Source organism: Stutzerimonas stutzeri, assembly GCF_018138085.1.
GTDB classification, from domain to species: domain Bacteria; phylum Pseudomonadota; class Gammaproteobacteria; order Pseudomonadales; family Pseudomonadaceae; genus Stutzerimonas; species Stutzerimonas stutzeri_AI.
Map to the genome: position 1 here is coordinate 1,000,694 of NZ_CP073105.1, position 22,738 is coordinate 1,023,431.

Here is a 22,738-nt window from a genome sequence, read left to right on the forward strand (position 1 = left end):
ATGGCGGAAAAAGCGTTGAAAACAAGTGTGTTCACCTGGGAAGGAACTGACCGCAAAGGCAGCAAGGTCAAGGGTGAGCTTTCCGGGCAAAGCCCGGCGCTGATCAAGGCGCAACTGCGCAAGCAAGGTATCAATCCGCTCAAGGTGCGCAAGAAAGCCGTTTCGCTATTTGGAGCTGGCAAGAAGATCAAGCCGATGGACATCGCCCTGTTCACTCGGCAGATGGCGACCATGATGAAGGCTGGCGTGCCACTGCTTCAATCGTTCGACATCATTGGCGAGGGCTTCGACAATCCCAACATGCGCAAGCTGGTGGATGAGGTCAAGCAGGAGGTAGCGGCGGGTAACAGTTTTGCGGCTTCTTTGCGTAAAAAGCCGCAGCACTTCGATGCGCTCTATTGCAACCTGGTCGAGTCCGGTGAGCAGTCTGGCTCTCTTGAGACTTTGTTGGATAGGATTGCAACCTATAAAGAGAAGACCGAGCAGCTTAAAGCGAAAATCAAAAAGGCTATGACCTATCCAATCGCGGTGATCATAGTGGCAGTAATCGTCTCAGCAATACTCCTAATTAAAGTGGTGCCGCAATTCGAAAGTGTTTTTCATGGGTTTGGCGCTGAGTTGCCCGCATTCACTCAGATGGTGGTGGGGCTGTCTCGTTGGTTGCAAGAGTCGTGGTATCTGGTTGTGGTCGGCCTGTTTGCCGCCGCGTTTATATTCAAGCATAGCTATAAGCGGTCGGAGGCATTGCGTGACGCGCTTGATCGCGGGCTTCTCAAATTGCCTATCGTGGGTGACATCCTATATAAAGCTGTCGTCGCCCGTTACGCGCGTACTTTGGCCACGACTTTTGCAGCAGGCGTGCCGCTCGTGGACGCCCTTGATTCGGTCGCCGGCGCGACCGGTAACGTTGTTTTTCGCAATGCGGTCGCCAAGATCCGCAATGACGTGTCCTCCGGTGTTCAGCTTAACTTTTCTATGCGTACCGCTGGCGTATTCCCATCCATGGCGGTGCAGATGACAGCCATCGGTGAAGAGTCAGGCTCGCTGGATGAAATGCTCGATAAAGTCGCGGGCTTCTACGAAGGTGAGGTCGACAACATGGTCGACAACCTAACTACGCTAATGGAGCCAATGATAATGGCGGTCTTGGGGGTGCTTGTTGGCGGCCTAATCATTGCGATGTATTTGCCTATTTTCCAACTCGGCGGTGTGGTTGGAGGATGAGCGGTATATTTTTGCTGGCCAGCAACCCGCTGGCCTTTGTTTTATGTGCAACCGTCCTGGGCCTATTGGTCGGCAGTTTCCTCAACGTCGTCATCCATCGCTTGCCGATCATGATGCAGCGGGATTGGCGGGCGCAGGCTCGCGAGTTTCTCGAGCTGTCGGCCGAACCTGCCTCTACGTTCAATCTGGTATTGCCCCATTCTCATTGCCCACATTGCGACCATGAGATTCGTCCGTGGGAAAACATTCCATTGGTGAGCTGGTTGGCCTTGCGCGGGAAGTGCTCTTCTTGCCGCGCACCGATCAGTAAACGTTATCCACTGGTCGAACTGCTATGCGGGTTGTTATCCGGCTATGTGGCCTGGCATTTCGGCTTCTCCTGGCAGGCCGGTGCGATGTTGCTGCTGACCTGGGGATTGCTGGCGATGAGCATGATCGATGTCGATCATCAGCTTTTGCCGGATTCCATCGTGCTGCCGCTGCTCTGGGTGGGGTTGATCGTCAATGACTTCGGGTTGTTCGCTGCGCTGTCCGACGCGTTGTGGGGTGCAGTCGCTGGCTATCTCGCCCTGTGGTCGGTGTACTGGCTGTTCAAGCTGGTGACCGGTAAGGAAGGCATGGGCTATGGCGACTTCAAACTGCTGGCGATGCTTGGCGCCTGGGGAGGATGGCAGGTTCTGCCGTTGACCATTCTGTTGTCGTCCGTGGTGGGCGCAGTGCTGGGTAGCATCTTGCTGCGCGTGCAGAAGGCGGACAGCGGTACGGCGATTCCCTTCGGACCGTATCTGGCTATTGCGGGGTGGATTGCGTTGCTCTGGGGTGAGCAGATTACCGCGAGCTATCTGCACTTTGCTCGATTCTGACGCAGATACGCCTGCCTTGGACAGGTAGGGTTGCCTGTAGTCAGAGGCTTCGCCCCGGGGTCGGGGCTCCCACAGAAGGGTGCACGCTTCGCCCTGAGGAATCTTACAGAAGAACACAGGTTCGTCGCGCGGCCCAGCGCCGAGCGCTACGCGCGGTTGGCGGACCTTACGCTTGCATCTTCACTTTTCAGGCGTTACTACTGCGCGTCGTTTTCCGATCTGGACGATTCGTGATGAAGCCTTGGATCCTGGGTTTGACTGGCGGTATCGGCAGCGGCAAGAGCGTCGTGGTGGAAGAGTTCGGTAGGCTCGGGGTGCATTGGGTCGATGCCGATCATGCCGCCCGCTGGGTCGTCGAGCCGGGTCGGCCCGCGCTGGCGTCGATCGTCGAGCGCTTCGGTGAAACCGTCCTGGGGCAGGATGGCAGTCTGGATCGCGCGGCGTTACGCGGGCTGGTTTTCCGGGACGCAGCGCAGCGCAAGTGGCTCGAAGAGTTGCTGCACCCGCTGATTCGGCAGGAAATCGCTGAATACCTCGCACAGGCGACCTCTCCCTACGCGATCATGGTTTCGCCGCTGCTGGTGGAGTCTGGTCAGTATCGCCAGGTCGAGCGAGTGCTGGTGATCGATGTTCCTGAGGCATTGCAAGTCGAGCGCGCCAGCCGGCGTGATCAAAGTAGCGAAGCGCAGATCCGCGCCATTGTCGAAGCTCAGGCCAGTCGCGAGGAGCGCTTGCGCCATGCCGATGATGTGCTGATCAACGACCGCGATCGCGGATGGCTGCGGCAAGAAGTGGAGCGCCTGCACAATTTTTATCTGACGCTACGAGGAGGTCAGGAATGAGTACTACGGTTGTTGAGTGCCCGACTTGCGGGGCACCGGTCGAATGGAGTGTGAAGAGTCCGAGTCGTCCGTTCTGTTCCGAGCGCTGCAAGCTGATCGACCTCGGCGCCTGGGCATCGGAGGAGCATGCGATTCCGGGTGACGAGCTCGAGGACGATCTCTTCTCGGGTGATATGCCGCCTCGGCAGCACTGAAGCAGGCGGCGCCGATCACATCGCCGCTGCCTCAATCCTGTTTGGTGCTGTCGTCTTTCCAAGGGGCTTGCAGGTAGCGGCTGCGGTTGAAGGTTTCCATCCAGTCCGGATAGAACACGACCAATGCGCTGACCACGGTGCCGTTGATGAACGCTTCGGGAAACATCACCAGCCAGATGTAGCCGGCGAAGTCGGCCAGCCACGGCGGCATCGGATACCGGCCGTCAAGCAATAGAACGCCGAGCCCAGCGAGAATGCAGAGCAATGCGGCGAGCCCTGCGGCAAAGAATCCAGAGAAGAATATATAGACGAACAGGTTGCGCGGCTGGTTGCGTTCGACCGCGATTGCGCACAGTTCGGTCACCGCGACAGGTATCAGCACCAGCAGTACGCCATTCAGGCCGAGCGCGGCGAGCTGCTGGTGTCCCGTGGCGGTTAGGCCGAGCTGGGCGGTGAAGGCGGCCAGAATCGCCAGTGGCCAGTCCAGCAGCAGCGTCACCGCGGTCAGGCCGATGAAATGAAAGGACAGTCCGGAGTCGAAATCCCGGCGAACCAGCCACAGTAGAAAAACCGCCAGCACCGCGCCAAACAGCAGGTGCTGGCGCCGGGTATCGCTGAACAGCTCGACCCAGGGCGCCCGCACGCAAGCCCAGATCAGTCCGCTGGCATAGAGCAGCCAGCCCAGCAAAAGACTGGACGGGGCGAGCAGTTCGGCGGCAATCATCTTCGGTGTCCTCGCGCCGGGCGGGCGTCTTACGATGGTGACGATGCGGGCTTGTTCGTCGGCCGCCCGCTCGCGTCGTGGGGTTTCGCTATGGCGCCATCAAGGCGCAGGGTTGGGTTGCTCGGTGTGTATCGTTTCGATTGCTTCGATGATCTCGGCTGACAATCGCAGCTCGGTGCTTGCGAGATTGCGCTCGAGTTGTTCGGGCGAGGTGACGCCGATGATATTGCTGGTAACGAAAGGTTGCTGCGTTACGTAAGCCAGTGCCATCTGGGCTGGGTCCAGGCCGTGCTCGTGGGCGAGCGCCACATAGCGGGAGCAGGCTGCCTGGGATTGCGGATTGGAGTAGCGCGCGAAGCGGCTGAACAGAGTTATCCGCGCGCCGGCGGGTCGTGCGCCGTTTTCGTATTTTCCGCTGAGCACGCCAAAGGCCAGCGGCGAATAGGCCAGCAGCCCGCATTGCTCGCGAATGGCGATCTCGGCCAGGCCTACCTCAAAGGTTCGATTAAGCAGGTTGTAGGGATTCTGGATCGATACTGCGCGTGGCCAGCCGCGTGACTCGGCCAGCTGCAGGAATCTCATGGTGCCCCACGGCGTTTCGTTCGACAGGCCGATATGGCGGATCTTGCCGGCCTTTACCTGTTCATCGAGTGCCTCGAGGGTCTCTTCGATCGGCGTGAAGTCCTGTTCCTGGTGGCGGTAGCCGAGCTGGCCGAAGAAATTGGTGCTGCGTTCGGGCCAGTGCAGTTGGTACAGGTCGATCCAGTCGGTTTGCAGCCGCTGCAGACTCGCATCCAGCGCCGCGACAATGTGCTGGCGGTTCATCTTCAGCTGGCCGTCGCGTATGTGGCTTATTCCGTTGCCAGGCCCTGCGATCTTGCTGGCGAGAATCCAGTCGGCCCGGTTGCCGCGTGCCTTGAAATAGTTGCCGATGTAGCGCTCGGTCGTGGCGTAGGTTTCTGCGCGTGGCGGCACTGGATACATTTCGGCCGTGTCGAGAAAGTTGACCCCTGCGGCCCTGGCGCGGTCCAGTTGGGCGAACGCCTGGTCCTGATCGTTCTGCTCACCCCAGGTCATGCTGCCCAGGCACAGCGAGCTGACATTCAAATCGGTGCGGCCGAGTCGGCGCAATTCCATGCGATATCCCTTTGGTCTGTTGGGTTGTTGTTCGGATTGTGAATGGGGGCGAGAAGTTTCGTTACGGCATGCCCGTGCTGGATTATGCGCCGGTGACGGCGGTGAAGTGAAAACCCGCGACTGGCTAACCAAACGTGCTTGCTATTTTGCTGGTAATCCGGATAATTCCGCAGCCTGTCGCCGGGGATGCCTAGCCCGCTGACGCAAAAACAAGGTAGGGGATGCCTAGCCTGCCGAACACTGCCGTAGCGGACGCGCTGACCCGAGCCCCCGATAGCGTCTGTTTCCGGCTGCCCTGGCCTTGCCAGGGCGAGCACCATTCAGTAAGATTCGCCGTCTTATTTTCAGGGCGGCCCCTGAGGCTATAACGAATGAAGACTTTTACTGCTAAACCGGAAACCGTCAAGCGCGACTGGTTCGTCGTCGACGCTGCCGGCCAGACCCTGGGTCGTCTGGCAACCGAAATCGCTAGCCGCCTGCGTGGCAAGCACAAGGCGGAATACACCCCTCACGTCGATACCGGTGACTACATCGTCGTTATCAACGCCGAGCAAGTGCGTGTTACCGGTGCTAAGACCACCGACAAGATGTACTACTCTCACTCCGGTTTCCCGGGTGGCATCAAGTCGATCAACTTCGAGAAGCTGATCGCCAAGGCGCCAGAACGTGTGATCGAGACCGCGGTCAAGGGCATGCTGCCCAAGAACCCGCTGGGTCGCGACATGTACCGTAAGCTGAAGGTGTACAAGGGTGCCAATCATCCGCACACCGCTCAGCAGCCCCAAGAACTGAAGATTTAACGGAATAGTTCATTATGTCGGCGACTCAAAATTACGGCACCGGCCGTCGCAAGACCGCAACCGCGCGCGTATTCCTGCGCCCGGGTACTGGCAAGATCTCCATCAACAACCGCGAGCTGGACAACTTCTTCGGGCGTGAAACCGCTCGTATGGTGGTTCGCCAGCCTCTGGAGCTGACCGAGACTGTCGAGAAATTCGATATCTACGTCACCGTCCTTGGTGGTGGTGTGAGTGGTCAGGCGGGTGCGATCCGTCACGGTATCACTCGTGCTCTGATGGAATATGACGAGACTCTGCGTCCTGCTCTGCGCAAGGCTGGCTTCGTTACTCGCGATGCTCGCGAAGTCGAACGTAAGAAAGTCGGTCTGCGTAAAGCGCGTAAGCGTCCGCAGTACTCGAAGCGCTAATCCCGCTTCACAAAAAAACGCCCAGCTTTATTCGAAGCTGGGCGTTTTTTTATGGGTTCAATTTTACCCATGCGACAGCGTGTCGCGTTTAGAGAGCCCCGATATTCGGGGCTTCGCGCCAGGTTGTATCCGGTTATTACCTTGTCATACGAGGGGCTTTTCTTTACCATTTGGCGAATTTTTTCGCGGCTGTTTTTACGTAGTAGACGCCTGCTTTCGGTAGGCCATAAGAAACTGATGGGAGACGACTGAATGAGCAATGACGGCGTGAATGCTGGCCGGCGTCGCTTCCTCGTAGCCGCTACTTCGGTAGTAGGTGCTGCAGGAGCGGTGGGTGCCGCGGTCCCGTTCGTGGGATCGTGGTTCCCGAGTGCCAAGGCCAAGGCAGCCGGTGCACCGGTTAAGGTAAATATCAGCAAGATCGAGCCAGGCCAGCAGATGGTTGCCGAGTGGCGTGGTCAGCCGGTGTTCATTGTGCGTCGTACCGAGGAGGCCCTGGCCAATCTGGACAAGCTCACCGACACCGTCGCTGATCCGAAGTCCGAAGCGTCCGAGCAGCCGGTATACGTCGACCCGGTGGTGCGCTCGATCAAGCCAGAGGTGCTGATCCTGGTTGGGCTGTGCACGCACCTCGGCTGCTCCCCGTCCTTCCGTCCGGAAGTGGCGCCGCCTGATCTGGGCCCAGAATGGCTTGGTGGCTATTTCTGTCCGTGCCATGGTTCGAAATACGACCTGGCTGGCCGCGTGTTCAAGGGGCAGCCTGCTCCGCTGAACCTGCCGGTTCCCCCTCATACGTACGAGACGGACGCTTTGGTCGTCATTGGCGTTGATCAGGAGAGCGCATGATGAGCAAGTTCATGGAGTGGGTTGATGCGCGCTTCCCCGCGACCAAGATGTGGGAAGACCATCTCAGCAAATATTACGCACCGAAGAACTTCAACGTTCTGTACTTCTTTGGCTCATTGGCCTTGCTGGTGCTGGTCAACCAGATTCTCACCGGTATCTGGCTCACGATGAGTTTCGAACCGTCCGCCGAAGGCGCGTTCGCCTCCGTCGAATACATCATGCGTGATGTGGAATACGGCTGGATCATTCGCTACCTGCACTCGACCGGTGCGTCGGCGTTCTTCATCGTTGTCTATCTGCACATGTTCCGCGGCATCCTCTACGGCTCCTATCAGAAGCCGCGCGAGCTGGTGTGGATCTTCGGCATGATGATCTACCTCGCGCTGATGGCCGAGGCCTTCATGGGCTATCTGCTGCCGTGGGGCCAGATGTCCTACTGGGGTGCCCAGGTGATCATTTCGCTGTTCGGCGCCATCCCGGTTATCGGCGGTGACCTGACTCAGTGGATTCGCGGTGACTACCTGATTTCCGGCATCACGCTGAACCGATTCTTCGCGCTGCACGTTATCGCGCTGCCGATCGTTATTCTCGGCCTGGTCGTTCTGCACATCCTCGCGCTGCACGAGGTGGGTTCGAACAACCCGATGGGTGTCGATATCAAGAAGACCAAGAACGAAGCTGGCGTGCCGCTGGATGGCATTCCCTTCCATCCCTACTACACGGTGAAGGACATCGTGGGTGTGGTGGTGTTCCTGTTCGTCTTCTGCGCCATCGTGTTCTTCTTCCCCGAGATGGGTGGGTATTTCCTCGAGAAGCCCAACTTCGAGGTGGCGAACGCGTTCAAGACGCCTGCGCACATCGCACCGGTCTGGTACTTCACGCCGTTCTACGCAATTCTCCGCGCCGTGCCGGACAAGCTGCTGGGCGTGATCGCCATGGGTGCCGCGATTGCCGTGCTGTTCGTGCTGCCGTGGCTGGATCGCAGTCCGGTCAAGTCCATGAAGTACAAAGGCTGGATGAGCAAGATCGCGCTGCTGGCGTTCTGCATCTCCTTCATCATTCTCGGTGTACTTGGCGTGCTGGCTCCGACTCCTGAGCGCACACTGCTCGCGCGGATCTGTACTGCCGTCTACTTCGGCTACTTCATCCTGATGCCGTTCTATACCAAGCTCGAGAAGACCAAAGTAGTTCCGCAAAGGGTGGCTGGCTGATGAAAAAGCAATTTGCTGCATTGATTCTTGCACTGGTGCCGGCATTGGGCTTCGCCTCGGGTGGCGAAGTCCACCTGGACCAGGTGGATGTCGATCTGACCGATAAGGTCGCCATGCAGGATGGTCTGAGAACCTTCGCCAACTATTGCATGGGCTGCCACAGCGCCCAGTATCAGCGCTACGAGCGAGTTGCCAAGGATCTCGGTATTCCGGAAGAGGTCATGCTCGACAATGTCGTCTTCAGTGGCGCCAAGATCGGCGACCACATGCAGATCGGGATGAAGCCGAGCGATGCCAAGACCTGGTTCGGTGCGGCTCCGCCCGACCTGACCCTGGTGGCGCGTGTGCGAGGTAACGACTGGCTGTACACTTATCTGCGCAGCTTCTATGAGGATCCTACGCGCCCTTATGGTGTGAACAACACCGTGTTCCCGAACGTGGGCATGCCGCATGTACTGGCTCCGCTGCAGGGGCGTCAGGTGCTGCCGAGCAAGCTTCCGGAAGGTGAATCGGTAGCCTGCAAACAGGTTCAGGTAGTCGAGGATGGGCGCAAGCAATTCGACCCGCTGACCGGAACGCCGATCACGCATGAAGATTGCCATGCGATGACGGTCGTGCCTGGCACCGGCGCCCTGACCGAGGCGGAGTACGACGAGAAGATCAAGAACCTGGTGACCTTCCTCGCCTACTCGGCTAATCCGGTCAAGCTGGAAAGCCAGCGCATCGGTACCTACGTGCTGCTGTTCCTGGCGTTCTTCTTCGTATTCGCCTATTTGCTCAAGCGGGAATACTGGAAAGACGTTCACTGATCCCTCGCTGTTTTGCGGTACCCTGCGCGCGCCCTTATGGGCGCGCGTTTTTTTCTGCTACGTCATAATTCCAATGAGGAGGGACCCTATGGCCGCTACCAACCGGTTGGCCTGTTATTCCGATCCCGCCGACCATTATTCGCACCGGGTGCGCTACGTGCTGGCCGAGAAGGGCGTCAGCGTCGAGATACTCGATGTCGATCCGGCGCGTTGTCCGGTCAGACTGACCGAGGTGAACCCTTACGCCAGCGTGCCGACGCTGGTGGATCGTGATCTGGCCCTCTATGAGCCGAGCGTGATCACCGAATATCTGGAGGAGCGCTATCCGCATCCTCCGCTGCTGCCGGCCTATCCTGTCGCCAGGGCCAACACCCGGCTGCTGGTCCACCGGGTCCAGCGGGACTGGTGCAGCCTGGTGGATCGGATATCCGATCGCCGCACGGCTGAAGCGGCGCGGGCCCAGGCGCGCAAGGAGCTGCGTGAAAGCCTCACGGGCGTATCGCCGGTGTTTGCCGAGCGGCCGTTTTTCATGAGCGATGAGATCAGTCTGGTGGACTGCTGTCTGTTGCCTATCCTGTGGCGTTTGCCCAAACTTGGAATCGAGTTGCCGCGAGCAGCGAAGCCACTGCTCGATTATATGGAGACCAACTTTGCTCGCGAGGCCTTCCAGGTCAGTCTATCCGCCGTTGAGCGCGGCATGCGCTAAGAGAGGCCGTATATGACTTCAAGTCGTCCTTATCTGGTTCGGGCGCTGTATGAGTGGATCGTCGATAATGACTGCACGCCACACCTGCTGGTTAATACCGATCATCCGGGGGTGCAGGTCCCGGATGGTTTTGCCAGTGATGGCCAGATCGTGTTGAACGTGGCACCTAGCGCGGTTCGGCAGTTGCAGATGGATAACCAGGCGATCAGTTTCGAGGGGCGCTTCGGTGGTGTGCCGCATAGCTTGCATGTCCCGTCTGCTGCGGTCATGGCGATCTATGCGCGGGAAAATGGGCAGGGGATGGTCTTCGAGGTCGAGCCTACGCCGCCGGACGACACGCCTACTGACGATTCGGCGGACTCAGCGCGACCTGCGGCTACCGGGCGTCCCAGCCTGAAAGTCGTCAAATAAGCCGGGACAAGCCCAGGCCTGGCCGCAGGTGCGGCGAAAGGGCAAAGGCGCGGCAGCGGTAGTCACTGCTGCCGCGTTTGCAGGGTTGGCTCAGTCTATGTATTCGAACAGCTTGACGATGCGTTGCACGCCAGAAACGCTCTGAACCACGCTCGTCGCGCGATTGCCTTCCTGGCGAGTCACGAGGCCGAGCAGATAGACGATACCGTTTTCGGTAATGACCTTGATGCGCGAGCCTGGAACACTGGCGTCGGCGAGCATCTGCGTCTTGATCTTGGTCGTCAGCCAGGAGTCGTTGCTACGGGCCAGCGCAGAGGAGGGCTTGAGTACCTGCAGCTCGTTGTGAACGCGCTTGACACGCTGCACCGAGCTGGCGGCTTGTTCGGCCAGCTGCTTGAGTTCTTGGCGCGGCGTCTGGCCTGCCAGCAGCACGACCCCGTTATAGCTGGCGACGATGATGTGCGACGCCTGATCCAGATCTGGATGGGCTTTGGCGATGTTCACGGCTGCTTTCGTTTCGATCAGCGAGTCATCGATGGTGCTGCCGATCGTGCGAGTCCCGCGGTTGTCATTGATGGGGTCGTCGCGAGTGGCCGTGAGTACCGAGCTGCAGCCGGTGGCGGCCAGGCATAGTGCAAGCGTGAGGGCGTGCAGGCGAACCGAATTCATTCTTCGCTCCCGAACAGTTGGTTATCTATCAGATCGCACAAGCAGTGAATGGTCAGCAGGTGCACTTCCTGAATGCGCGCGGTCACTTTCGCCGGGACGCGTATTTCGACGTCTTCAGGCAGTAGCAGTGAGGCCATGCCGCCGCCGTCACGGCCGGTGAGTGCGACCACGACCATCTCGCGATCATGTGCGGCCTGTATGGCCTGGATCACGTTGGCCGAGTTGCCGCTGGTGGAGATCGCCAGCAGCACATCTCCCGGCTGACCCAGCGCTCGGATCTGCTTGGAGAAAATCTCGTTATAGCTGTAGTCGTTGGCGATAGAGGTGAGCGTGGAGCTGTCGGTCGTCAACGCGATGGCCGGAAGGCTGGGGCGCTCTCGTTCGAAGCGGTTGAGCAGTTCCGAAGAGAAGTGCTGCGCATCGCCAGCCGACCCGCCGTTACCGCAGGTGAGAATCTTGCCCTCGCTGAGCAGTGCATTGACCATGACCTGCCCAGCCTGCTCGATGCTGGGGGCAAGCACCTCCATGGCGCTCTGCTTGGTTTCGATGCTCGCTTGAAAAAGCTGACGTATACGGGATTGCATGTCCATGGGTTTGACCTTCAGGTGACGGGCTGGGCTGCTGTTGCCGTGCCGTATGAATCTTGGGATAGGCGTGATCTGTGCGATACGCGCCGGGCGAGCCAGTGCGAAGCATGCTCAGCCATCGAACGCATTCCGGATCCAGTTGGGCTTCTCCGCGCTGTCTGCCGCCGCGCCCAGGGCAACCACGTCGAAGCGGCAGGGGTGCCTCGCCCAGCGACTCTCCTTCTGCAGGAAATGCTGGGCTGCCTTGATCAGCTTCTGCTGTTTGCGCAGGTCGACGCTTTCGAGCGCGCCGCCCCACGCGGCGTGGCGCCTATAGCGAACCTCGACGAATACTACTGTATCGCCATCGAGCATGACCAGATCAAGCTCGCCGCTGCGGCAGGTCCAGTTCCGGCACAGCAGCCGCAGGCCATGCCGTTGTAGATGCTGCTGTGCAGCATCTTCGGCGAGCTGCCCGCTGATCTGCTTGCTGGTGGTCAATAGGGCGCATCCGCCAGTGGCTGAACTTCACCGTCGTGGAATACGGCCCAGGGCAGCTGACGCTCGATCCGTCGCTCTGGCGTGATGCCGAGCGTGCCGGACAGGCCGTCGAGCCGAGTGTCTGGAAGCGCCAGCAGTTGATTCAGGCGCGGCGCCAGCAGGTAGGCATCGGCGCCCATCGCATACAGACGGCCGAGGCTGCCGCGTGCTTGTGGCCACTTGCGCTCTATTTCCTGGCGAAGAGGGAGTTGCGCATCCAGCAGCCAGGGCGTCTCCGTGAAGCGAATGCCTTCCAGGTCGAGGTATTGGGTGCGGTTATCCGTGGCGGCGTGCAGGTGCGAAGTGGCATAGACCGGCAGGTCGCCAGCGTATTGGAAGATCAGCGTGGGCCTGACTTGCTGCGCCTGCTGAGGAGTCGCCGCCAGGAACAGGAAATCGACATCCTGGCGGCGCGATGGCTGGGCATCGCCATGGCTGCGCACTTGCAGCAGATCGGCTATCTGGTTGGCCAGCTCGACCGGTTCTGCCAGGGATTCGGCCGCGACAACGGTTCCTCCCTGCTCTTGCCATTGCTCGCGAAACGCCTGGAAGACGCGGTTACCCCAATCGCCGCGAGGCGTCAGGGCAACGGCGCGACGATGGCCGTCGGCCCAGGCCCGGCGCGCCACTTCACGAGCCTCGTCTTCCGCTGCCAGGCCGAACTGGAACAGCTGCGGCGGGGCTTTCTGGCCTGCATCGCTGTAATTCAGCGCCAGCGTCGTGATGGGTAGCTGATCGCGGCTGGCCAGTTGGCGGACCATGTCCTTGTCCAGCGGTCCGACGACGAGCTCGACGCCAGAGGCGGCGGCCTGACGATAGAAGTCTTCCAGGGAAGTTAAGCGCGTGCTGTCGAACAACTCGATTTTCAGGTCCTGGCGTGCCGCCAGGTGAGCGGCGAGAAAGCCATCACGCAATGCTCGCGCAACACTCGCCAGGGGGCCGTCCATCGGCAGCAGGAGCGCCACGTGGGATAGCGGTTTGTCCGCCAGCTCGCGAAGCTTCACCAGGGGTTCCGGCAGTGCGCGTGCGGCGGGATGATTGGGGTTCTGCTGGATCCAGGAGTCGATTGCGCGTTGTTGCTGCCCGATGGTGCCGGCCTGTTTCACGACAGCTGCCAGCGACAGCCAGCCGGATAGATCGGCGTCCTTGGTCGGCTGCAACTGTTCGATCGGCAGGCTCGACACGAGTGCCCAGATCGCTTCGTGATTTTGCTTGGCGGCTTCACCGCTCAGAAGCGGGGCGATGAAGGTTCTTTCGCGCGCGGCTTCCAGCGGCTGATCATTTGCGCTGAACGCCTGGGCGCGCGCCAGCTGGGTGCGCAGCTGCTGTTCGACCGGCAGCTCGGCGAGACGCTCGAACGCAGGATGCTGCAGGGCTTGAAGGGCGCGTTGTGGCTGGTTGTCGGCCAGCGCCAGCTCCGCTTCCAGGGTTTTGGCAAACATCTGCTGCGCCGGCATCAGCTGTGCAACGTCTACCTGCTCGAGAATCTTCGTTGCCTGGGCGCTATTGCCTTGCTGCAGGCTCTGGTCGGCCGCCGACAGGCGCAACAGTGCGGCCTCGGCAGGGTTGCTGGCGTCGGCTTCCTTCAGCAGCTGTTGCGTCGATGCCTGCGGGATGCGTGGCAGCTCGCCCAGTGTGGAGGAGGGCGAGCTGGCGCAAGCCGAAAGCACGGCAGCAATGCATAAGAAGAAGAACGGGCGAAGACGAGCCATCATGTGATCATTCCTGGAAGCGCTGGCGAATGTCGGCGGATTGTACCCAAGCACCGTCAGGGGCGCGATGTCGCGGCTCCCAAACGGGCTACAATGCGCGCTTTACGTGATTGAGGTACGCCCTGTGACTGCGCCAGCTGACGCTAATTCCGCTGTGGGCACGCTCTATGTCGTCGCCACACCCATTGGCAATCTGGAAGATGTCAGCGCCCGGGCGCTGCGTGTCCTGGCCGAGGTGGCGCTGATTGCGGCCGAAGACACCCGTCACTCGGCTCGGCTGCTGCAGCATTTCGGTATCGCCACGCCATTGGCTGCCTGTCATGAGCATAACGAGCGTGACGAGGGCGGTCGCTTCATCAAGCGGCTTCTAGCCGGCGACGATGTGGCGCTGATCTCCGATGCGGGCACTCCGCTGATCTCCGACCCTGGCTATCACCTGGTCAGGCAGGCGCGTTCGGCTGGTATACGCGTTGTCCCGCTACCGGGTGCCTGTGCGTTGATTGCCGCACTTTCCGCGGCGGGCCTGCCTTCCGATCGCTTCATCTTCGAGGGCTTTCTGCCCGCCAAGCAGGCTGCGCGTCGTGCTCGTCTCGAGTTGCTGCGTGAAGAGCCGCGCACGGTGATTTTCTATGAGGCGCCGCATCGTATCCTTGAGTCCCTGGAGGATCTGGAGGCGGTGTTCGGTCCGGAGCGCCCGGCGGTGCTGGCGCGTGAGCTGACCAAGACATTCGAGACGCTGCAAGGGCTCCCGCTGGGCGAGCTGCGCTCTTGGGTGGCCGCGGACAGCAACCAGCAGCGTGGCGAGTGCGTGCTGGTGGTGGGTGGCTGGCAGGCGCCACAGGGTGATGACGCGATCGACCAGAACGCTCGTCGAGTGTTGCGCCTGTTGCTGGCCGAGATGCCGGTCAAGCGCGCCGCGGCTGTTGCCGCCGAAATAACCGGCATCAGGAAAAACCTGCTTTATCAGCTTGCACTGGAGGAGAAAAGCGAGGGCTGAACGGCGCGGCCGGCCCGTGTCGGCGCGTCCGACCGCTTGATCGGTGCTGATCGGCTTGCAGCCCGGGGTGCAGCAAAGTACCCTGCGCGTCGGAGAGTCGATCGGACAGTCGCTGTCTCTTTTTGTTCCGCAAGAAGGGAGGGAGGAAAGTCCGGGCTCCATAGGGCGAAGTGCCAGGTAACGCCTGGGAGGCGTGAGCCTACGGAAAGTGCCACAGAAAATAACCGCCTAAGCACTCCGGTGCCGGTAAGGGTGAAAAGGTGCGGTAAGAGCGCACCGCACGGCTGGCAACAGCCCGTGGCTAGGTAAACCCCACTTGGAGCAAGACCAAATAGGGATCCATTGGCGTGGCCCGCGCTGGATCCGGGTAGGTTGCTAGAGGCAGTCAGTGATGGCTGTCGTAGAGGAATGACTGTCCTCGACAGAACCCGGCTTACAGATCGACTCTCCGACTTTCCTGCCGAAACATCCCCGCTTTTTAGACCAAAAAAATCTTGCTCTTAACAAAGTACTTTAACTTTGAAGTGCAGTTTTTTGCTTTCGCTCGATATCTCTTTCCCGCTAGCCCTCCGCTTCATCGTTTATCCCCGTTTCGGTTGCTAAATTCCTGCCACATAAGGGTTTTTCCCGTCAGGGTCACCTTGACGGTGGGGCTGCTGCATTTCTATAGTGCGCACAAGTGGTGGAAAGTGGAACGAAGTGGGTATTAATGGGCTTGGAAAGCTAATTCAGGGGAAGCGCAGCCGTGTTTCGCGGAGCAAACGCCATCAGTCTCGATGCCAAAGGGCGGCTAGCCATGCCCAGCCGGTATCGTGACGAGCTCGTTTCGCGCTGCGAAGGTCAGCTGATCGTCACCATCGATGCGGTTGATCGATGCCTTTGTATTTACCCACTGCCCGAATGGGAGCAGATCGAAGCCAAGCTGCGAGAGCTGCCGTCGTTGAGAGAAGAGAGTCGTCGGCTGCAGCGCTTGCTGATCGGTAACGCGGTCGATCTGGAGATGGATGGCAGCGGCCGGGTGCTGGTGCCACCGCGCTTGCGTGAATATGCGGGGCTGGACAAGCGGGCCATGCTGGTCGGCCAGCTGAACAAGTTCAGCCTGTGGAACGAGGACGACTGGAACGCACAAGCGGATGCGGACCTGGCGGCCATCAAACAACCCGGCGCCTTGCCGGAAGAACTACGTGATCTAATCCTGTGACCCAGACCAGCGCCTATAACCATGTGACCGTATTGCTCGACGAGGCCGTTGCGGCACTCGCCGTGCGCGCGGATGGTCGCTATCTGGATGGAACCTTCGGGCGCGGGGGGCATAGCCGCCTTCTGTTGCGGCAGCTTGGGCCTGATGGCTGTTTGCTAGGCTTCGACAAGGATCCCCTGGCAATCGCTACGGGACAAGCACTGGCGGCCGAGGATGGCCGCTTTGTCGTTGTGCAGAGAAGTTTCGCCGAGCTGGGTGCCGAAGTGGCGCAGCGCGGCTGGACCGGGACTTTGAGCGGTGTCTTGCTCGATCTCGGCGTATCTTCGCCGCAGTTGGACGATCCCGAGCGCGGCTTCAGCTTCCTCAACGACGGCCCGCTGGATATGCGCATGGATCCCAGTCGTGGCGTCAGTGCTGCAGAGTGGATCGCCACAGCCAGCGAAGAGGACATCGCTCGCGTATTCAAGGAATACGGTGAAGAACGTTTCGCCAAGCGTATGGCGCGTGCGGTCGTGCAGCGGCGCGCCGAGCGCCCGTTCGAGCGCACGGCCGACCTCGCTCAAGTGCTGACGGTCGCCAATCCGGCCTGGGAAAAAGGCAAGAACCCCGCGACCCGCGCCTTTCAAGGGCTGCGCATTTTCATCAATAACGAACTCGGCGACCTCGAGGCCGGCCTTGATGCTGCCCTGGAGGCGCTCGAGGTCGGTGGCCGGCTGGTCGTGATCAGCTTCCATTCGCTGGAAGACCGTATCGTCAAGCAGTTCATGCGGCGTCACGCCAAGGGCGAGGCCGATACCCTTCCGCGCGACCTGCCGATCATCCCTGAGAAGTTCGTGCCACGCCTGAAGCTACTGGGTAAGCCGCAGTACGCGTCGGCTGAAGAAGTCAAGGCAAACCCCCGCTCACGCAGTGCGGTGATGCGCGTTGCGGAGAAGCTGCGATGAGTCAGCTACGGCGTGCCATGCCCAACGGTAGCTTGCTGATGCTGGTGCTGTTCATCGCCGTGCTCTTGTCGGCGATCGCCGTCGCTTACAGCGCCCACTGGAATCGTCAGCTGCTGAACGAACTCTATGGCGAGCTCAGCGTGCGGGACAAGGCTCAGGCGGAATGGGGGCGGCTGATCCTGGAGCAGAGCACCTGGACGGCCCACAATCGTATCGAGACACTGGCGGCCGAGCAGCTGAAAATGCACATCCCGGCAGCAGCCGATGTCAGGCTGGTGGCACCATGAAGCTGCAAGGCGCGCTCTATCCTTGGCGTTTCCGCATCGTGCTGGGGCTTCTGGCGCTGATGACCGGCGCGCTCGCCTGGCGCATCGTCGATCTGCAAGTCGTCGATCAGAGCTTCCTCAAGAACCAGGGCGACGCCCGCAGCGTACGTCACATACCTATTCCGGCGCATCGCGGGTTGATCACCGATCGCCACGGTGAGCCCTTGGCGGTCAGCACTCCAGTCACCACGCTCTGGGGCAACCCCCGGGAATTGCAGGCGGCTCAGGCACGCTGGCCGGAGCTGGCCGAGGCGCTGGGCCAAGAGCCTGCCGCGCTGGCGCAGCGCCTCAAGGACCAAGCCGAGCGCGAGTTCACCTATCTGGTGCGGGGGCTGACGCCCGAGCAGGGCGAGCGTGTGCTGGCGCTGGGCATCCCCGGTGTCTATTCGCAGGAAGAATTTCGCCGCTTCTATCCGGCGGGTGAAGTGGCCGCGCACGTGGTCGGTTTCACCGATATCGACGATCGTGGCCGGGAAGGTCTGGAGCTGGCTTACGACGAGTGGCTGGCGGGCGTTCCCGGCAAGCGGCAAGTGCTCAAGGACCGTCGGGGCCGGCTGATCAAGGACGTTCAGGTGACCAAGAACGCCAAGGCCGGCAAGACCCTGGCGTTGTCCATCGATCTGCGCCTGCAGTATCTGGCGCATCGCGAGCTACGCAACGCGCTGCTGGAGTTCGGTGCCAAGGCGGGCAGCCTGGTCATGCTCGACGTTAAAACGGGCGAGGTGCTGGCCATGGTCAACCAGCCGACTTACAACCCGAACAACCGTCGTAATTTGCAGCCGGACGCCATGCGCAACCGGGCGATGACGGACGTGTTCGAGCCGGGCTCGACCATGAAGCCCATCTCCATGAGCGCTGCGCTGGAAACCGGCCGTTGGAAACCCAGCGATATCGTCGAGGTGTGGCCAGGCTCTTTGCGCATCGGTCGTTACACCATCCGTGACGTTTCCAGGAGCGAAGGCCGCGAGCTGGACCTGACCGGCATTCTGATCAACTCCTCCAACGTCGGCATGAGTAAAGTTGCGTTCGATATCGGCGGTGCGGCGATTCACGACGTCATGCGCAAGGTCGGCTTCGGCCAGGACACCGGCTTGGGCTTCCCTGGCGAACGGGTCGGCAACCTTCCCAGCCATCGAGAGTGGCGCAAGGCCGAAACGGCCACGCTTTCCTATGGCTACGGCCTGTCGGTGACCGCCGTGCAGCTGGCTCATGCCTACAGCACGCTGGCAAACAACGGCCGCCTGGTGCCGATGTCGATGACCCGCGTGGACCAGAACCCGGAGGGCGTCGAAGTGATATCGCCCGCTGTGGCCAAAACCCTGCAAGGCATGCTGCAGGAGGTCATCGAGGCCCCGCGCGGCGTGTTTCGCGCCCAGGTTCCCGGCTATCACGTGGCCGGCAAGAGCGGCACCGCCCGCAAGGCTTCGTCGAGCAGTCGCGGTTATCAGGAAAACGCCTACCGTTCGATGTTCGCCGGTTTCGGTCCCATGAAAGACCCACGCATCGCCGTCGCGGTGGTCATCGATGAGCCAAGCAAAAGTGGCTACTACGGCGGCCTGGTCTCGGCGCCGGTGTTCAGCCGCGTGATGTCTGGCGCGCTGCGCCTGCTGAACGTTGCGCCTGACAACCTGCCGCCGGCCGAAGACATCCAAACGGCCGAGGCGGCCAAGACCAAGGGAGGGCGCATCTGATGCCGATGCCGTTGAATCAGCTGCTGCCCCAGGCCTCGAGCGCCACGCTCATACGTGAGCTTACGCTGGATAGCCGCAAGGTCCGTCCTGGCGACCTGTTCTTGGCAGTGCCCGGGCTGCAGCACGATGGTCGCAGGCATATCGCCGACGCGATCTCCCGTGGCGCGGCGGCCATCGCCTACGAGGCCGAAGGCGCGGCGCACATGACCGCCGAAAGCGCAGTGCTGGTGCCGGTCCGCCGCTTGGCTGAGCAGCTCTCCGCCATTGCCGGACGGTTCTACGGCGAGCCAAGCCGCAGCCTGCATCTGGTAGGCGTCACAGGCACTAATGGCAAGACCAGCGTTACCTATCTGGTTGCCCAGGCTCTCGATCGCATGGGTGAGCGTTGCGGCATCATCGGAACGCTCGGCACCGGTTTTCATGGCGAACTCGAGCTTGGCCAGCACACGACGCCCGACCCCATCGGCGTCCAGGCCAACCTGGCGAACCTGCGCAAGCAGGGGGCTCGGGCAGTGGCGATGGAGGTCTCCTCGCATGGCCTCGCCCAAGGTCGGGTTGCCGCGCTGGCATTCGACGTGGCGGTGTTTACCAACCTCTCGCGCGATCATCTGGATTACCACGGTTCGATGGAAGCCTACGGTGAGGTCAAGGCGCGTCTGCTGAAGATGCCAGGGCTCAGCTGCCGGGTAGTGAACATCGACGACACCTTCGGGCGCGCCCTCGCTGCGCAACAGCTGGACTCACGACTCATCACGTATAGCCTGGAAGACGCCTCGGCCTACCTGTATTGCCCCGAAGTACGGCTCGACGACGATGGTATCCATGCGCGTCTGGTCACGCCTCAGGGCCAGCGTGCCCTGCGCAGCCCGCTGCTGGGTCGCTTCAATGTCAGCAATGTGCTCGCAGCGGTCGGTGCGCTGTTGGGTATGAACTACCCACTGGACGAGATTCTCGCCGTGCTGCCGGACATCGAAGGGCCTGTCGGTCGCATGCAACGTCTGGGGGGCGGCGACCGTCCCTTGGTCGTGGTCGACTATGCGCACACCCCCGACGCGCTGGAAAAGGTCCTTGGCGCCTTGCGGCCGCATACACGGGGCAAGTTGTTGTGCCTGTTCGGTTGTGGTGGCGACCGGGATCGCGGTAAGCGTGCATTGATGGCCGAGGTCGCCGAGCGCCTGGCCGATCGAGTCGTGGTAACCGACGACAACCCGCGCAACGAGGATCCGTTGCAGATCCTCAGTGAAATCCGTGCCGGCTTCACCCACCCGGAGCGAGCCGCCTTCATTCCCGGTCGCGCCGAGGCCATCACCAATAGCATCGGCGGTAGCGAACTGGACGATGTGGTACTGCTGGCCGGCAAAGGCCATGAGGATTATCAGGAGATAAAAGGAGAACGCACGCCGTTCTCCGATCTCGATCAAGCCGCTTTGGCCCTGGCTGCCTGGAGGGATACCCATGCTTGAAGCCATGCGCCTCAGCGATCTGGTCGAGGTCCTGTCTGGCCGGTTGGTCGGTGCGGACGCGACCTTCCGTTCGGTCAGTACCGACAGTCGCGCCATCGAGCCCGGGCAATTGTTCATCGCGCTGACCGGACCGCGTTTCGATGGTCACGCCTATCTGGCAGAGGTGGCCGGCAAGGGCGCCGTGGCCGCGCTAGTCGAGCGGCCCGTTGAAGGGGTTGCGTTGCCGCAACTGGTGGTCGCCGATAGCCGCATCGCCCTGGGCCGCCTGGGTGCGCAGAATCGCGCCGCGTTCAGCGGCCCTGTTGCCGCGATCACCGGCTCAAGCGGCAAGACCAGCGTCAAGGAACTGCTCGCCAGTATCCTGCGCGCCGCCTACGGTGCTGAAGCCGTACTGGCGACGCGCGGCAATCTCAACAACGACCTCGGCGCGCCGCTGACCTTGCTGGAACTGGCGCCCCGGCACCAGGCGGCCGTCATCGAGTTGGGCGCTTCGCGTGTCGGCGAGATTGCCTACACCGTCAGCCTGACGCAGCCGGATGTCAGTTTGATTACCAACGCCGGGACCGCCCACGTAGGTGAGTTCGGCGGGCCGGAGAAGATCGTCGAAGCCAAGGGCGAGATTCTCGACGGGCTTGGCGAGCGTGGCGTCGCGGTGCTCAATCGTGACGATCGAGCCTATGCGACCTGGGAAAAAAGAGCAGCCGGCAAACGCGTGGTGAGCTTCGCGATCCAGAGCCCGCTGGCGGATTTCCATCCCGCCTCGATCGCCTACGATCTGCGTGGTTGCCCGAATTTCGTGCTGGCCGGCCCGTTCGGCTCCGTGCGCGTGCAACTCAATCTCCTCGGCCGTCACAGCGTCGCCAATGCGCTCGCCGCCGCCGCCGCTGCGCATGCCCTCGGGGTTGCCGCTGAACATATCGTCGCAGGTCTTGAGAGCCTGCAGCCAGTCAAGGGCAGAGGTGTTGCGCAAATGCTCGGCAACGGCGTGCGTCTCATCGACGACAGCTACAACGCCAATCCCGCATCGATCTGCGCCGCTATCGACGTGCTGGCCGGTTTTGCAGGCCGTACCGTGCTGGCGCTGGGCGACATGGGCGAATTGGGTGAGTGGGCCGAACAGGGCCATCGTGAGGTCGGCAGCTACGCCGAGGGCAAGGTGGACGCACTGTTCGCGGTAGGCCCGTTGATGGCGCACGCAGTCGAGGCGTTCGGGGTCGGCGGCCGTCATTTCGCCACTCAGCAAGACCTGATCGAAGCATTGCGCCTGGAACAGGGCAACGCCACCACCATTTTGATCAAGGGATCACGGAGCGCCGCGATGGATAAGGTCGTCGCCGCGCTGTCCGCGTCCGGCACGGAGAAACACTGATGCTGCTGCTACTCGCCGAGTATCTGCAACGATTCCACACGGGCTTCGCGGTTTTCCAGTACCTGTCGCTGCGTGGGATTCTCGGCGTGCTGACCGCACTGGTGCTCTCGCTGTGGATGGGGCCGTGGCTGATCCGCACGCTGCAGCTGCGCCAGATCGGTCAGTCGGTACGTACCGATGGCCCGCAGACGCATTTGTCGAAATCAGGTACGCCAACGATGGGCGGCGCTCTGATCCTCAGCGCGATCACCATCAGCACCTTGCTGTGGGCCGACCTGTCCAACCGCTATGTCTGGGTGGTTCTAGCCGTTACGCTGCTGTTCGGGGCGGTTGGCTGGGTTGACGACTATCGCAAGGTCATCGAGAAAAACTCCCGCGGCCTGCCGAGCCGCTGGAAGTACTTCTGGCAATCGGTGTTCGGTCTCGGTGCCGCGATCTTCCTTTATATGACCGCGCAGACTCCGGTCGAAACCACGCTGATCCTGCCGCTGCTGAAAAACATCGAAATCCCGCTGGGCATCGGCTTCGTGGTGCTGACTTATTTCGTGATCGTCGGTTCGAGCAATGCGGTCAATCTCACCGATGGCCTGGACGGCCTGGCGATCATGCCGACGGTCATGGTCGGCGGTGCGTTGGGCATCTTTTGCTATCTGTCCGGCAACGTGAATTTCGCCGACTACCTGTTGATTCCCTATATCCCCGGCGCTGGCGAGCTGATCGTGTTCTGCGGCGCGTTGATAGGCGCGGGGCTCGGCTTTCTCTGGTTCAACACCTATCCCGCGCAAGTCTTCATGGGCGACGTCGGAGCGCTGGCCCTTGGCGCCGCCCTCGGGACGATCGCGGTCATCGTTCGTCAGGAAGTTGTGCTGTTCATCATGGGCGGGGTGTTCGTGATGGAAACCCTGTCGGTAATGATCCAGGTGGCCTCGTTCAAGCTGACCGGCAAGCGGGTCTTCCGCATGGCGCCGATTCATCACCATTTCGAACTCAAGGGCTGGCCCGAACCGCGGGTCATCGTGCGCTTCTGGATCATCACGGTGATCCTGGTGCTGGTCGGTCTCGCCACGCTGAAATTGAGGTAATAAA

25 protein-coding genes and 1 other RNA gene are annotated in these 22,738 nt (G+C 61.1%); 20 read left to right on the forward strand and 6 right to left on the reverse strand.

The features are described 5' to 3' along the window. From KCX70_RS04795 to yacG, 4 genes are all read left to right on the forward strand, one after another. Complete coding sequence (locus KCX70_RS04795; protein ID WP_212619458.1) at positions 1-1,224, forward strand: type II secretion system F family protein; 1,224 nt, start codon at positions 1-3, stop codon at positions 1,222-1,224. After that, on the forward strand, positions 1,221-2,087 hold the full coding sequence (locus tag KCX70_RS04800) for a prepilin peptidase (RefSeq protein WP_102846952.1): 867 nt from the start codon (positions 1,221-1,223) through the stop codon (positions 2,085-2,087). Before KCX70_RS04795 ends, KCX70_RS04800 begins: the two co-directional genes overlap by 4 nt. A 233-nt stretch (positions 2,088-2,320) precedes the next feature. After that, the gene (coaE, locus tag KCX70_RS04805; protein WP_212619459.1) at positions 2,321-2,929 is read left to right on the forward strand and encodes a dephospho-CoA kinase; all 609 of its coding nucleotides are present in this window, start codon (positions 2,321-2,323) and stop codon (positions 2,927-2,929) included. Continuing rightward, positions 2,926-3,123, forward strand: coding sequence for a DNA gyrase inhibitor YacG (gene yacG, locus KCX70_RS04810; protein WP_102846950.1), 198 nt, complete (start codon positions 2,926-2,928; stop codon positions 3,121-3,123). The genes coaE and yacG overlap by 4 nt, the downstream gene beginning before the upstream one ends. A gap of 31 nt (positions 3,124-3,154) precedes the next feature. Here the strand turns inward: yacG and KCX70_RS04815 are convergent, their stop codons facing one another. Beyond that, positions 3,155-3,847, reverse strand: coding sequence for an energy-coupling factor ABC transporter permease (locus tag KCX70_RS04815; protein WP_102846949.1), 693 nt, complete (start codon positions 3,845-3,847; stop codon positions 3,155-3,157). Positions 3,848-3,946: 99 nt separating this feature from the next. Then, entirely contained in the window at positions 3,947-4,984 is a 1,038-nt protein-coding gene (locus KCX70_RS04820; RefSeq protein WP_212619460.1) for an NADP(H)-dependent aldo-keto reductase, read from the reverse strand. Between the two features lie 371 nt (positions 4,985-5,355). On the opposite strand from KCX70_RS04820, the gene rplM reads away from it, so the two are divergent. The 7 genes from rplM to KCX70_RS04855 all read left to right on the forward strand — a co-directional run bounded on the left by rplM (position 5,356) and on the right by KCX70_RS04855 (position 10,174). After that, positions 5,356-5,784 carry a 50S ribosomal protein L13 gene (rplM, locus tag KCX70_RS04825; protein WP_019342644.1) on the forward strand — a complete coding sequence of 143 codons (429 nt, stop codon included), beginning with the start codon at positions 5,356-5,358 and terminating at the stop codon, positions 5,782-5,784. Positions 5,785-5,798: 14 nt separating this feature from the next. Beyond that, positions 5,799-6,191, forward strand: a complete 393-nt coding sequence (gene rpsI, locus KCX70_RS04830; RefSeq protein WP_021209313.1) for a 30S ribosomal protein S9 — start codon at positions 5,799-5,801, stop codon at positions 6,189-6,191. Between the two features lie 252 nt (positions 6,192-6,443). Then, the gene (petA, locus tag KCX70_RS04835) at positions 6,444-7,037 is read left to right on the forward strand and encodes a ubiquinol-cytochrome c reductase iron-sulfur subunit (RefSeq protein ID WP_212619461.1); all 594 of its coding nucleotides are present in this window, start codon (positions 6,444-6,446) and stop codon (positions 7,035-7,037) included. Further along, the gene (locus KCX70_RS04840; protein WP_102846947.1) at positions 7,037-8,248 is read left to right on the forward strand and encodes a cytochrome b; all 1,212 of its coding nucleotides are present in this window, start codon (positions 7,037-7,039) and stop codon (positions 8,246-8,248) included. The genes petA and KCX70_RS04840 overlap by 1 nt, the downstream gene beginning before the upstream one ends. Further along, complete coding sequence (locus KCX70_RS04845) at positions 8,248-9,057, forward strand: cytochrome c1 (RefSeq protein WP_212619462.1); 810 nt, start codon at positions 8,248-8,250, stop codon at positions 9,055-9,057. The genes KCX70_RS04840 and KCX70_RS04845 overlap by 1 nt, the downstream gene beginning before the upstream one ends. A gap of 88 nt (positions 9,058-9,145) precedes the next feature. After that, positions 9,146-9,763 carry a glutathione S-transferase N-terminal domain-containing protein gene (locus KCX70_RS04850; RefSeq protein ID WP_212619463.1) on the forward strand — a complete coding sequence of 206 codons (618 nt, stop codon included), beginning with the start codon at positions 9,146-9,148 and terminating at the stop codon, positions 9,761-9,763. A 12-nt stretch (positions 9,764-9,775) separates the two neighbouring features. Continuing rightward, entirely contained in the window at positions 9,776-10,174 is a 399-nt protein-coding gene (locus KCX70_RS04855; RefSeq protein ID WP_212619464.1) for a ClpXP protease specificity-enhancing factor, read from the forward strand. 90 nt (positions 10,175-10,264) lie between these two features. On the opposite strand, the gene KCX70_RS04860 is transcribed toward KCX70_RS04855, so the two are convergent. From KCX70_RS04860 to KCX70_RS04875, 4 genes are all read right to left on the reverse strand, one after another. Then, positions 10,265-10,843 carry a BON domain-containing protein gene (locus KCX70_RS04860; protein WP_212619465.1) on the reverse strand — a complete coding sequence of 193 codons (579 nt, stop codon included), beginning with the start codon at positions 10,841-10,843 and terminating at the stop codon, positions 10,265-10,267. Continuing rightward, the gene (locus tag KCX70_RS04865) at positions 10,840-11,433 is read right to left on the reverse strand and encodes a phosphoheptose isomerase (protein ID WP_021209306.1); all 594 of its coding nucleotides are present in this window, start codon (positions 11,431-11,433) and stop codon (positions 10,840-10,842) included. The genes KCX70_RS04860 and KCX70_RS04865 overlap by 4 nt, the downstream gene beginning before the upstream one ends. Before the next feature lie 108 nt (positions 11,434-11,541). Next, complete coding sequence (locus tag KCX70_RS04870) at positions 11,542-11,910, reverse strand: YraN family protein (RefSeq protein ID WP_021209305.1); 369 nt, start codon at positions 11,908-11,910, stop codon at positions 11,542-11,544. After that, positions 11,907-13,664 carry a penicillin-binding protein activator gene (locus KCX70_RS04875; RefSeq protein WP_212619466.1) on the reverse strand — a complete coding sequence of 586 codons (1,758 nt, stop codon included), beginning with the start codon at positions 13,662-13,664 and terminating at the stop codon, positions 11,907-11,909. The genes KCX70_RS04870 and KCX70_RS04875 overlap by 4 nt, the downstream gene beginning before the upstream one ends. Positions 13,665-13,785: 121 nt before the next feature. Here KCX70_RS04875 and rsmI point away from each other — a divergent pair, with 121 nt between their 5' ends. The 9 genes from rsmI (at position 13,786) to mraY (ending at position 22,734) form a co-directional block, all read left to right on the forward strand. After that, on the forward strand, positions 13,786-14,658 hold the full coding sequence (gene rsmI, locus KCX70_RS04880; RefSeq protein WP_102853031.1) for a 16S rRNA (cytidine(1402)-2'-O)-methyltransferase: 873 nt from the start codon (positions 13,786-13,788) through the stop codon (positions 14,656-14,658). A gap of 93 nt (positions 14,659-14,751) precedes the next feature. Beyond that, positions 14,752-15,110: RNase P RNA component class A (gene rnpB / locus KCX70_RS04885), an RNA gene on the forward strand. Between the two features lie 293 nt (positions 15,111-15,403). After that, complete coding sequence (gene mraZ / locus KCX70_RS04890; RefSeq protein ID WP_021208400.1) at positions 15,404-15,859, forward strand: division/cell wall cluster transcriptional repressor MraZ; 456 nt, start codon at positions 15,404-15,406, stop codon at positions 15,857-15,859. Beyond that, positions 15,856-16,803, forward strand: coding sequence for a 16S rRNA (cytosine(1402)-N(4))-methyltransferase RsmH (gene rsmH, locus KCX70_RS04895; RefSeq protein WP_212619468.1), 948 nt, complete (start codon positions 15,856-15,858; stop codon positions 16,801-16,803). Before mraZ ends, rsmH begins: the two co-directional genes overlap by 4 nt. Beyond that, complete coding sequence (ftsL, locus tag KCX70_RS04900) at positions 16,800-17,090, forward strand: cell division protein FtsL (protein ID WP_102846941.1); 291 nt, start codon at positions 16,800-16,802, stop codon at positions 17,088-17,090. Before rsmH ends, ftsL begins: the two co-directional genes overlap by 4 nt. Next, a complete protein-coding gene (locus KCX70_RS04905; protein ID WP_021208397.1) occupies positions 17,087-18,820 on the forward strand; it encodes a peptidoglycan D,D-transpeptidase FtsI family protein in 1,734 nt (577 codons plus the stop codon). Before ftsL ends, KCX70_RS04905 begins: the two co-directional genes overlap by 4 nt. Then, positions 18,820-20,283: a UDP-N-acetylmuramoyl-L-alanyl-D-glutamate--2,6-diaminopimelate ligase gene (locus KCX70_RS04910; protein ID WP_212619469.1), complete on the forward strand. Its 1,464-nt coding sequence runs from the start codon at positions 18,820-18,822 to the stop codon at positions 20,281-20,283. The genes KCX70_RS04905 and KCX70_RS04910 overlap by 1 nt, the downstream gene beginning before the upstream one ends. Beyond that, the gene (locus tag KCX70_RS04915; protein ID WP_212619470.1) at positions 20,276-21,652 is read left to right on the forward strand and encodes a UDP-N-acetylmuramoyl-tripeptide--D-alanyl-D-alanine ligase; all 1,377 of its coding nucleotides are present in this window, start codon (positions 20,276-20,278) and stop codon (positions 21,650-21,652) included. Before KCX70_RS04910 ends, KCX70_RS04915 begins: the two co-directional genes overlap by 8 nt. Then, the gene (gene mraY / locus KCX70_RS04920) at positions 21,652-22,734 is read left to right on the forward strand and encodes a phospho-N-acetylmuramoyl-pentapeptide-transferase (protein WP_212619471.1); all 1,083 of its coding nucleotides are present in this window, start codon (positions 21,652-21,654) and stop codon (positions 22,732-22,734) included. Before KCX70_RS04915 ends, mraY begins: the two co-directional genes overlap by 1 nt. Positions 22,735-22,738 lie beyond the last annotated feature (4 nt).

Excerpts from the sequence above, each read along its gene's own strand:
- KCX70_RS04860 (WP_212619465.1), bottom strand. The coding sequence starts at position 10,843 with ATGAATTCGGTTCGCCTGCACGCCCTCACGCTTGCACTATGCCTGGCC.
- KCX70_RS04820 (WP_212619460.1), bottom strand. The coding sequence starts at position 4,984 with ATGGAATTGCGCCGACTCGGCCGCACCGATTTGAATGTCAGCTCGCTG.
- KCX70_RS04905 (WP_021208397.1), top strand. The coding sequence starts at position 17,087 with ATGAAGCTGCAAGGCGCGCTCTATCCTTGGCGTTTCCGCATCGTGCTG.
- KCX70_RS04910 (WP_212619469.1), top strand. The coding sequence starts at position 18,820 with ATGCCGATGCCGTTGAATCAGCTGCTGCCCCAGGCCTCGAGCGCCACG.
- KCX70_RS04855 (WP_212619464.1), top strand. The coding sequence starts at position 9,776 with ATGACTTCAAGTCGTCCTTATCTGGTTCGGGCGCTGTATGAGTGGATC.
- KCX70_RS04795 (WP_212619458.1), top strand. The coding sequence starts at position 1 with ATGGCGGAAAAAGCGTTGAAAACAAGTGTGTTCACCTGGGAAGGAACT.
- petA (WP_212619461.1), top strand. The coding sequence starts at position 6,444 with ATGAGCAATGACGGCGTGAATGCTGGCCGGCGTCGCTTCCTCGTAGCC.
- coaE (WP_212619459.1), top strand. The coding sequence starts at position 2,321 with ATGAAGCCTTGGATCCTGGGTTTGACTGGCGGTATCGGCAGCGGCAAG.
- yacG (WP_102846950.1), top strand. The coding sequence starts at position 2,926 with ATGAGTACTACGGTTGTTGAGTGCCCGACTTGCGGGGCACCGGTCGAA.
- KCX70_RS04915 (WP_212619470.1), top strand. The coding sequence starts at position 20,276 with ATGCTTGAAGCCATGCGCCTCAGCGATCTGGTCGAGGTCCTGTCTGGC.
- rpsI (WP_021209313.1), top strand. The coding sequence starts at position 5,799 with ATGTCGGCGACTCAAAATTACGGCACCGGCCGTCGCAAGACCGCAACC.
- KCX70_RS04865 (WP_021209306.1), bottom strand. The coding sequence starts at position 11,433 with ATGGACATGCAATCCCGTATACGTCAGCTTTTTCAAGCGAGCATCGAA.
- rplM (WP_019342644.1), top strand. The coding sequence starts at position 5,356 with ATGAAGACTTTTACTGCTAAACCGGAAACCGTCAAGCGCGACTGGTTC.
- KCX70_RS04815 (WP_102846949.1), bottom strand. The coding sequence starts at position 3,847 with ATGATTGCCGCCGAACTGCTCGCCCCGTCCAGTCTTTTGCTGGGCTGG.
- mraY (WP_212619471.1), top strand. The coding sequence starts at position 21,652 with ATGCTGCTGCTACTCGCCGAGTATCTGCAACGATTCCACACGGGCTTC.
- KCX70_RS04845 (WP_212619462.1), top strand. The coding sequence starts at position 8,248 with ATGAAAAAGCAATTTGCTGCATTGATTCTTGCACTGGTGCCGGCATTG.
- ftsL (WP_102846941.1), top strand. The coding sequence starts at position 16,800 with ATGAGTCAGCTACGGCGTGCCATGCCCAACGGTAGCTTGCTGATGCTG.
- KCX70_RS04840 (WP_102846947.1), top strand. The coding sequence starts at position 7,037 with ATGAGCAAGTTCATGGAGTGGGTTGATGCGCGCTTCCCCGCGACCAAG.
- KCX70_RS04875 (WP_212619466.1), bottom strand. The coding sequence starts at position 13,664 with ATGATGGCTCGTCTTCGCCCGTTCTTCTTCTTATGCATTGCTGCCGTG.
- KCX70_RS04850 (WP_212619463.1), top strand. The coding sequence starts at position 9,146 with ATGGCCGCTACCAACCGGTTGGCCTGTTATTCCGATCCCGCCGACCAT.
- KCX70_RS04800 (WP_102846952.1), top strand. The coding sequence starts at position 1,221 with ATGAGCGGTATATTTTTGCTGGCCAGCAACCCGCTGGCCTTTGTTTTA.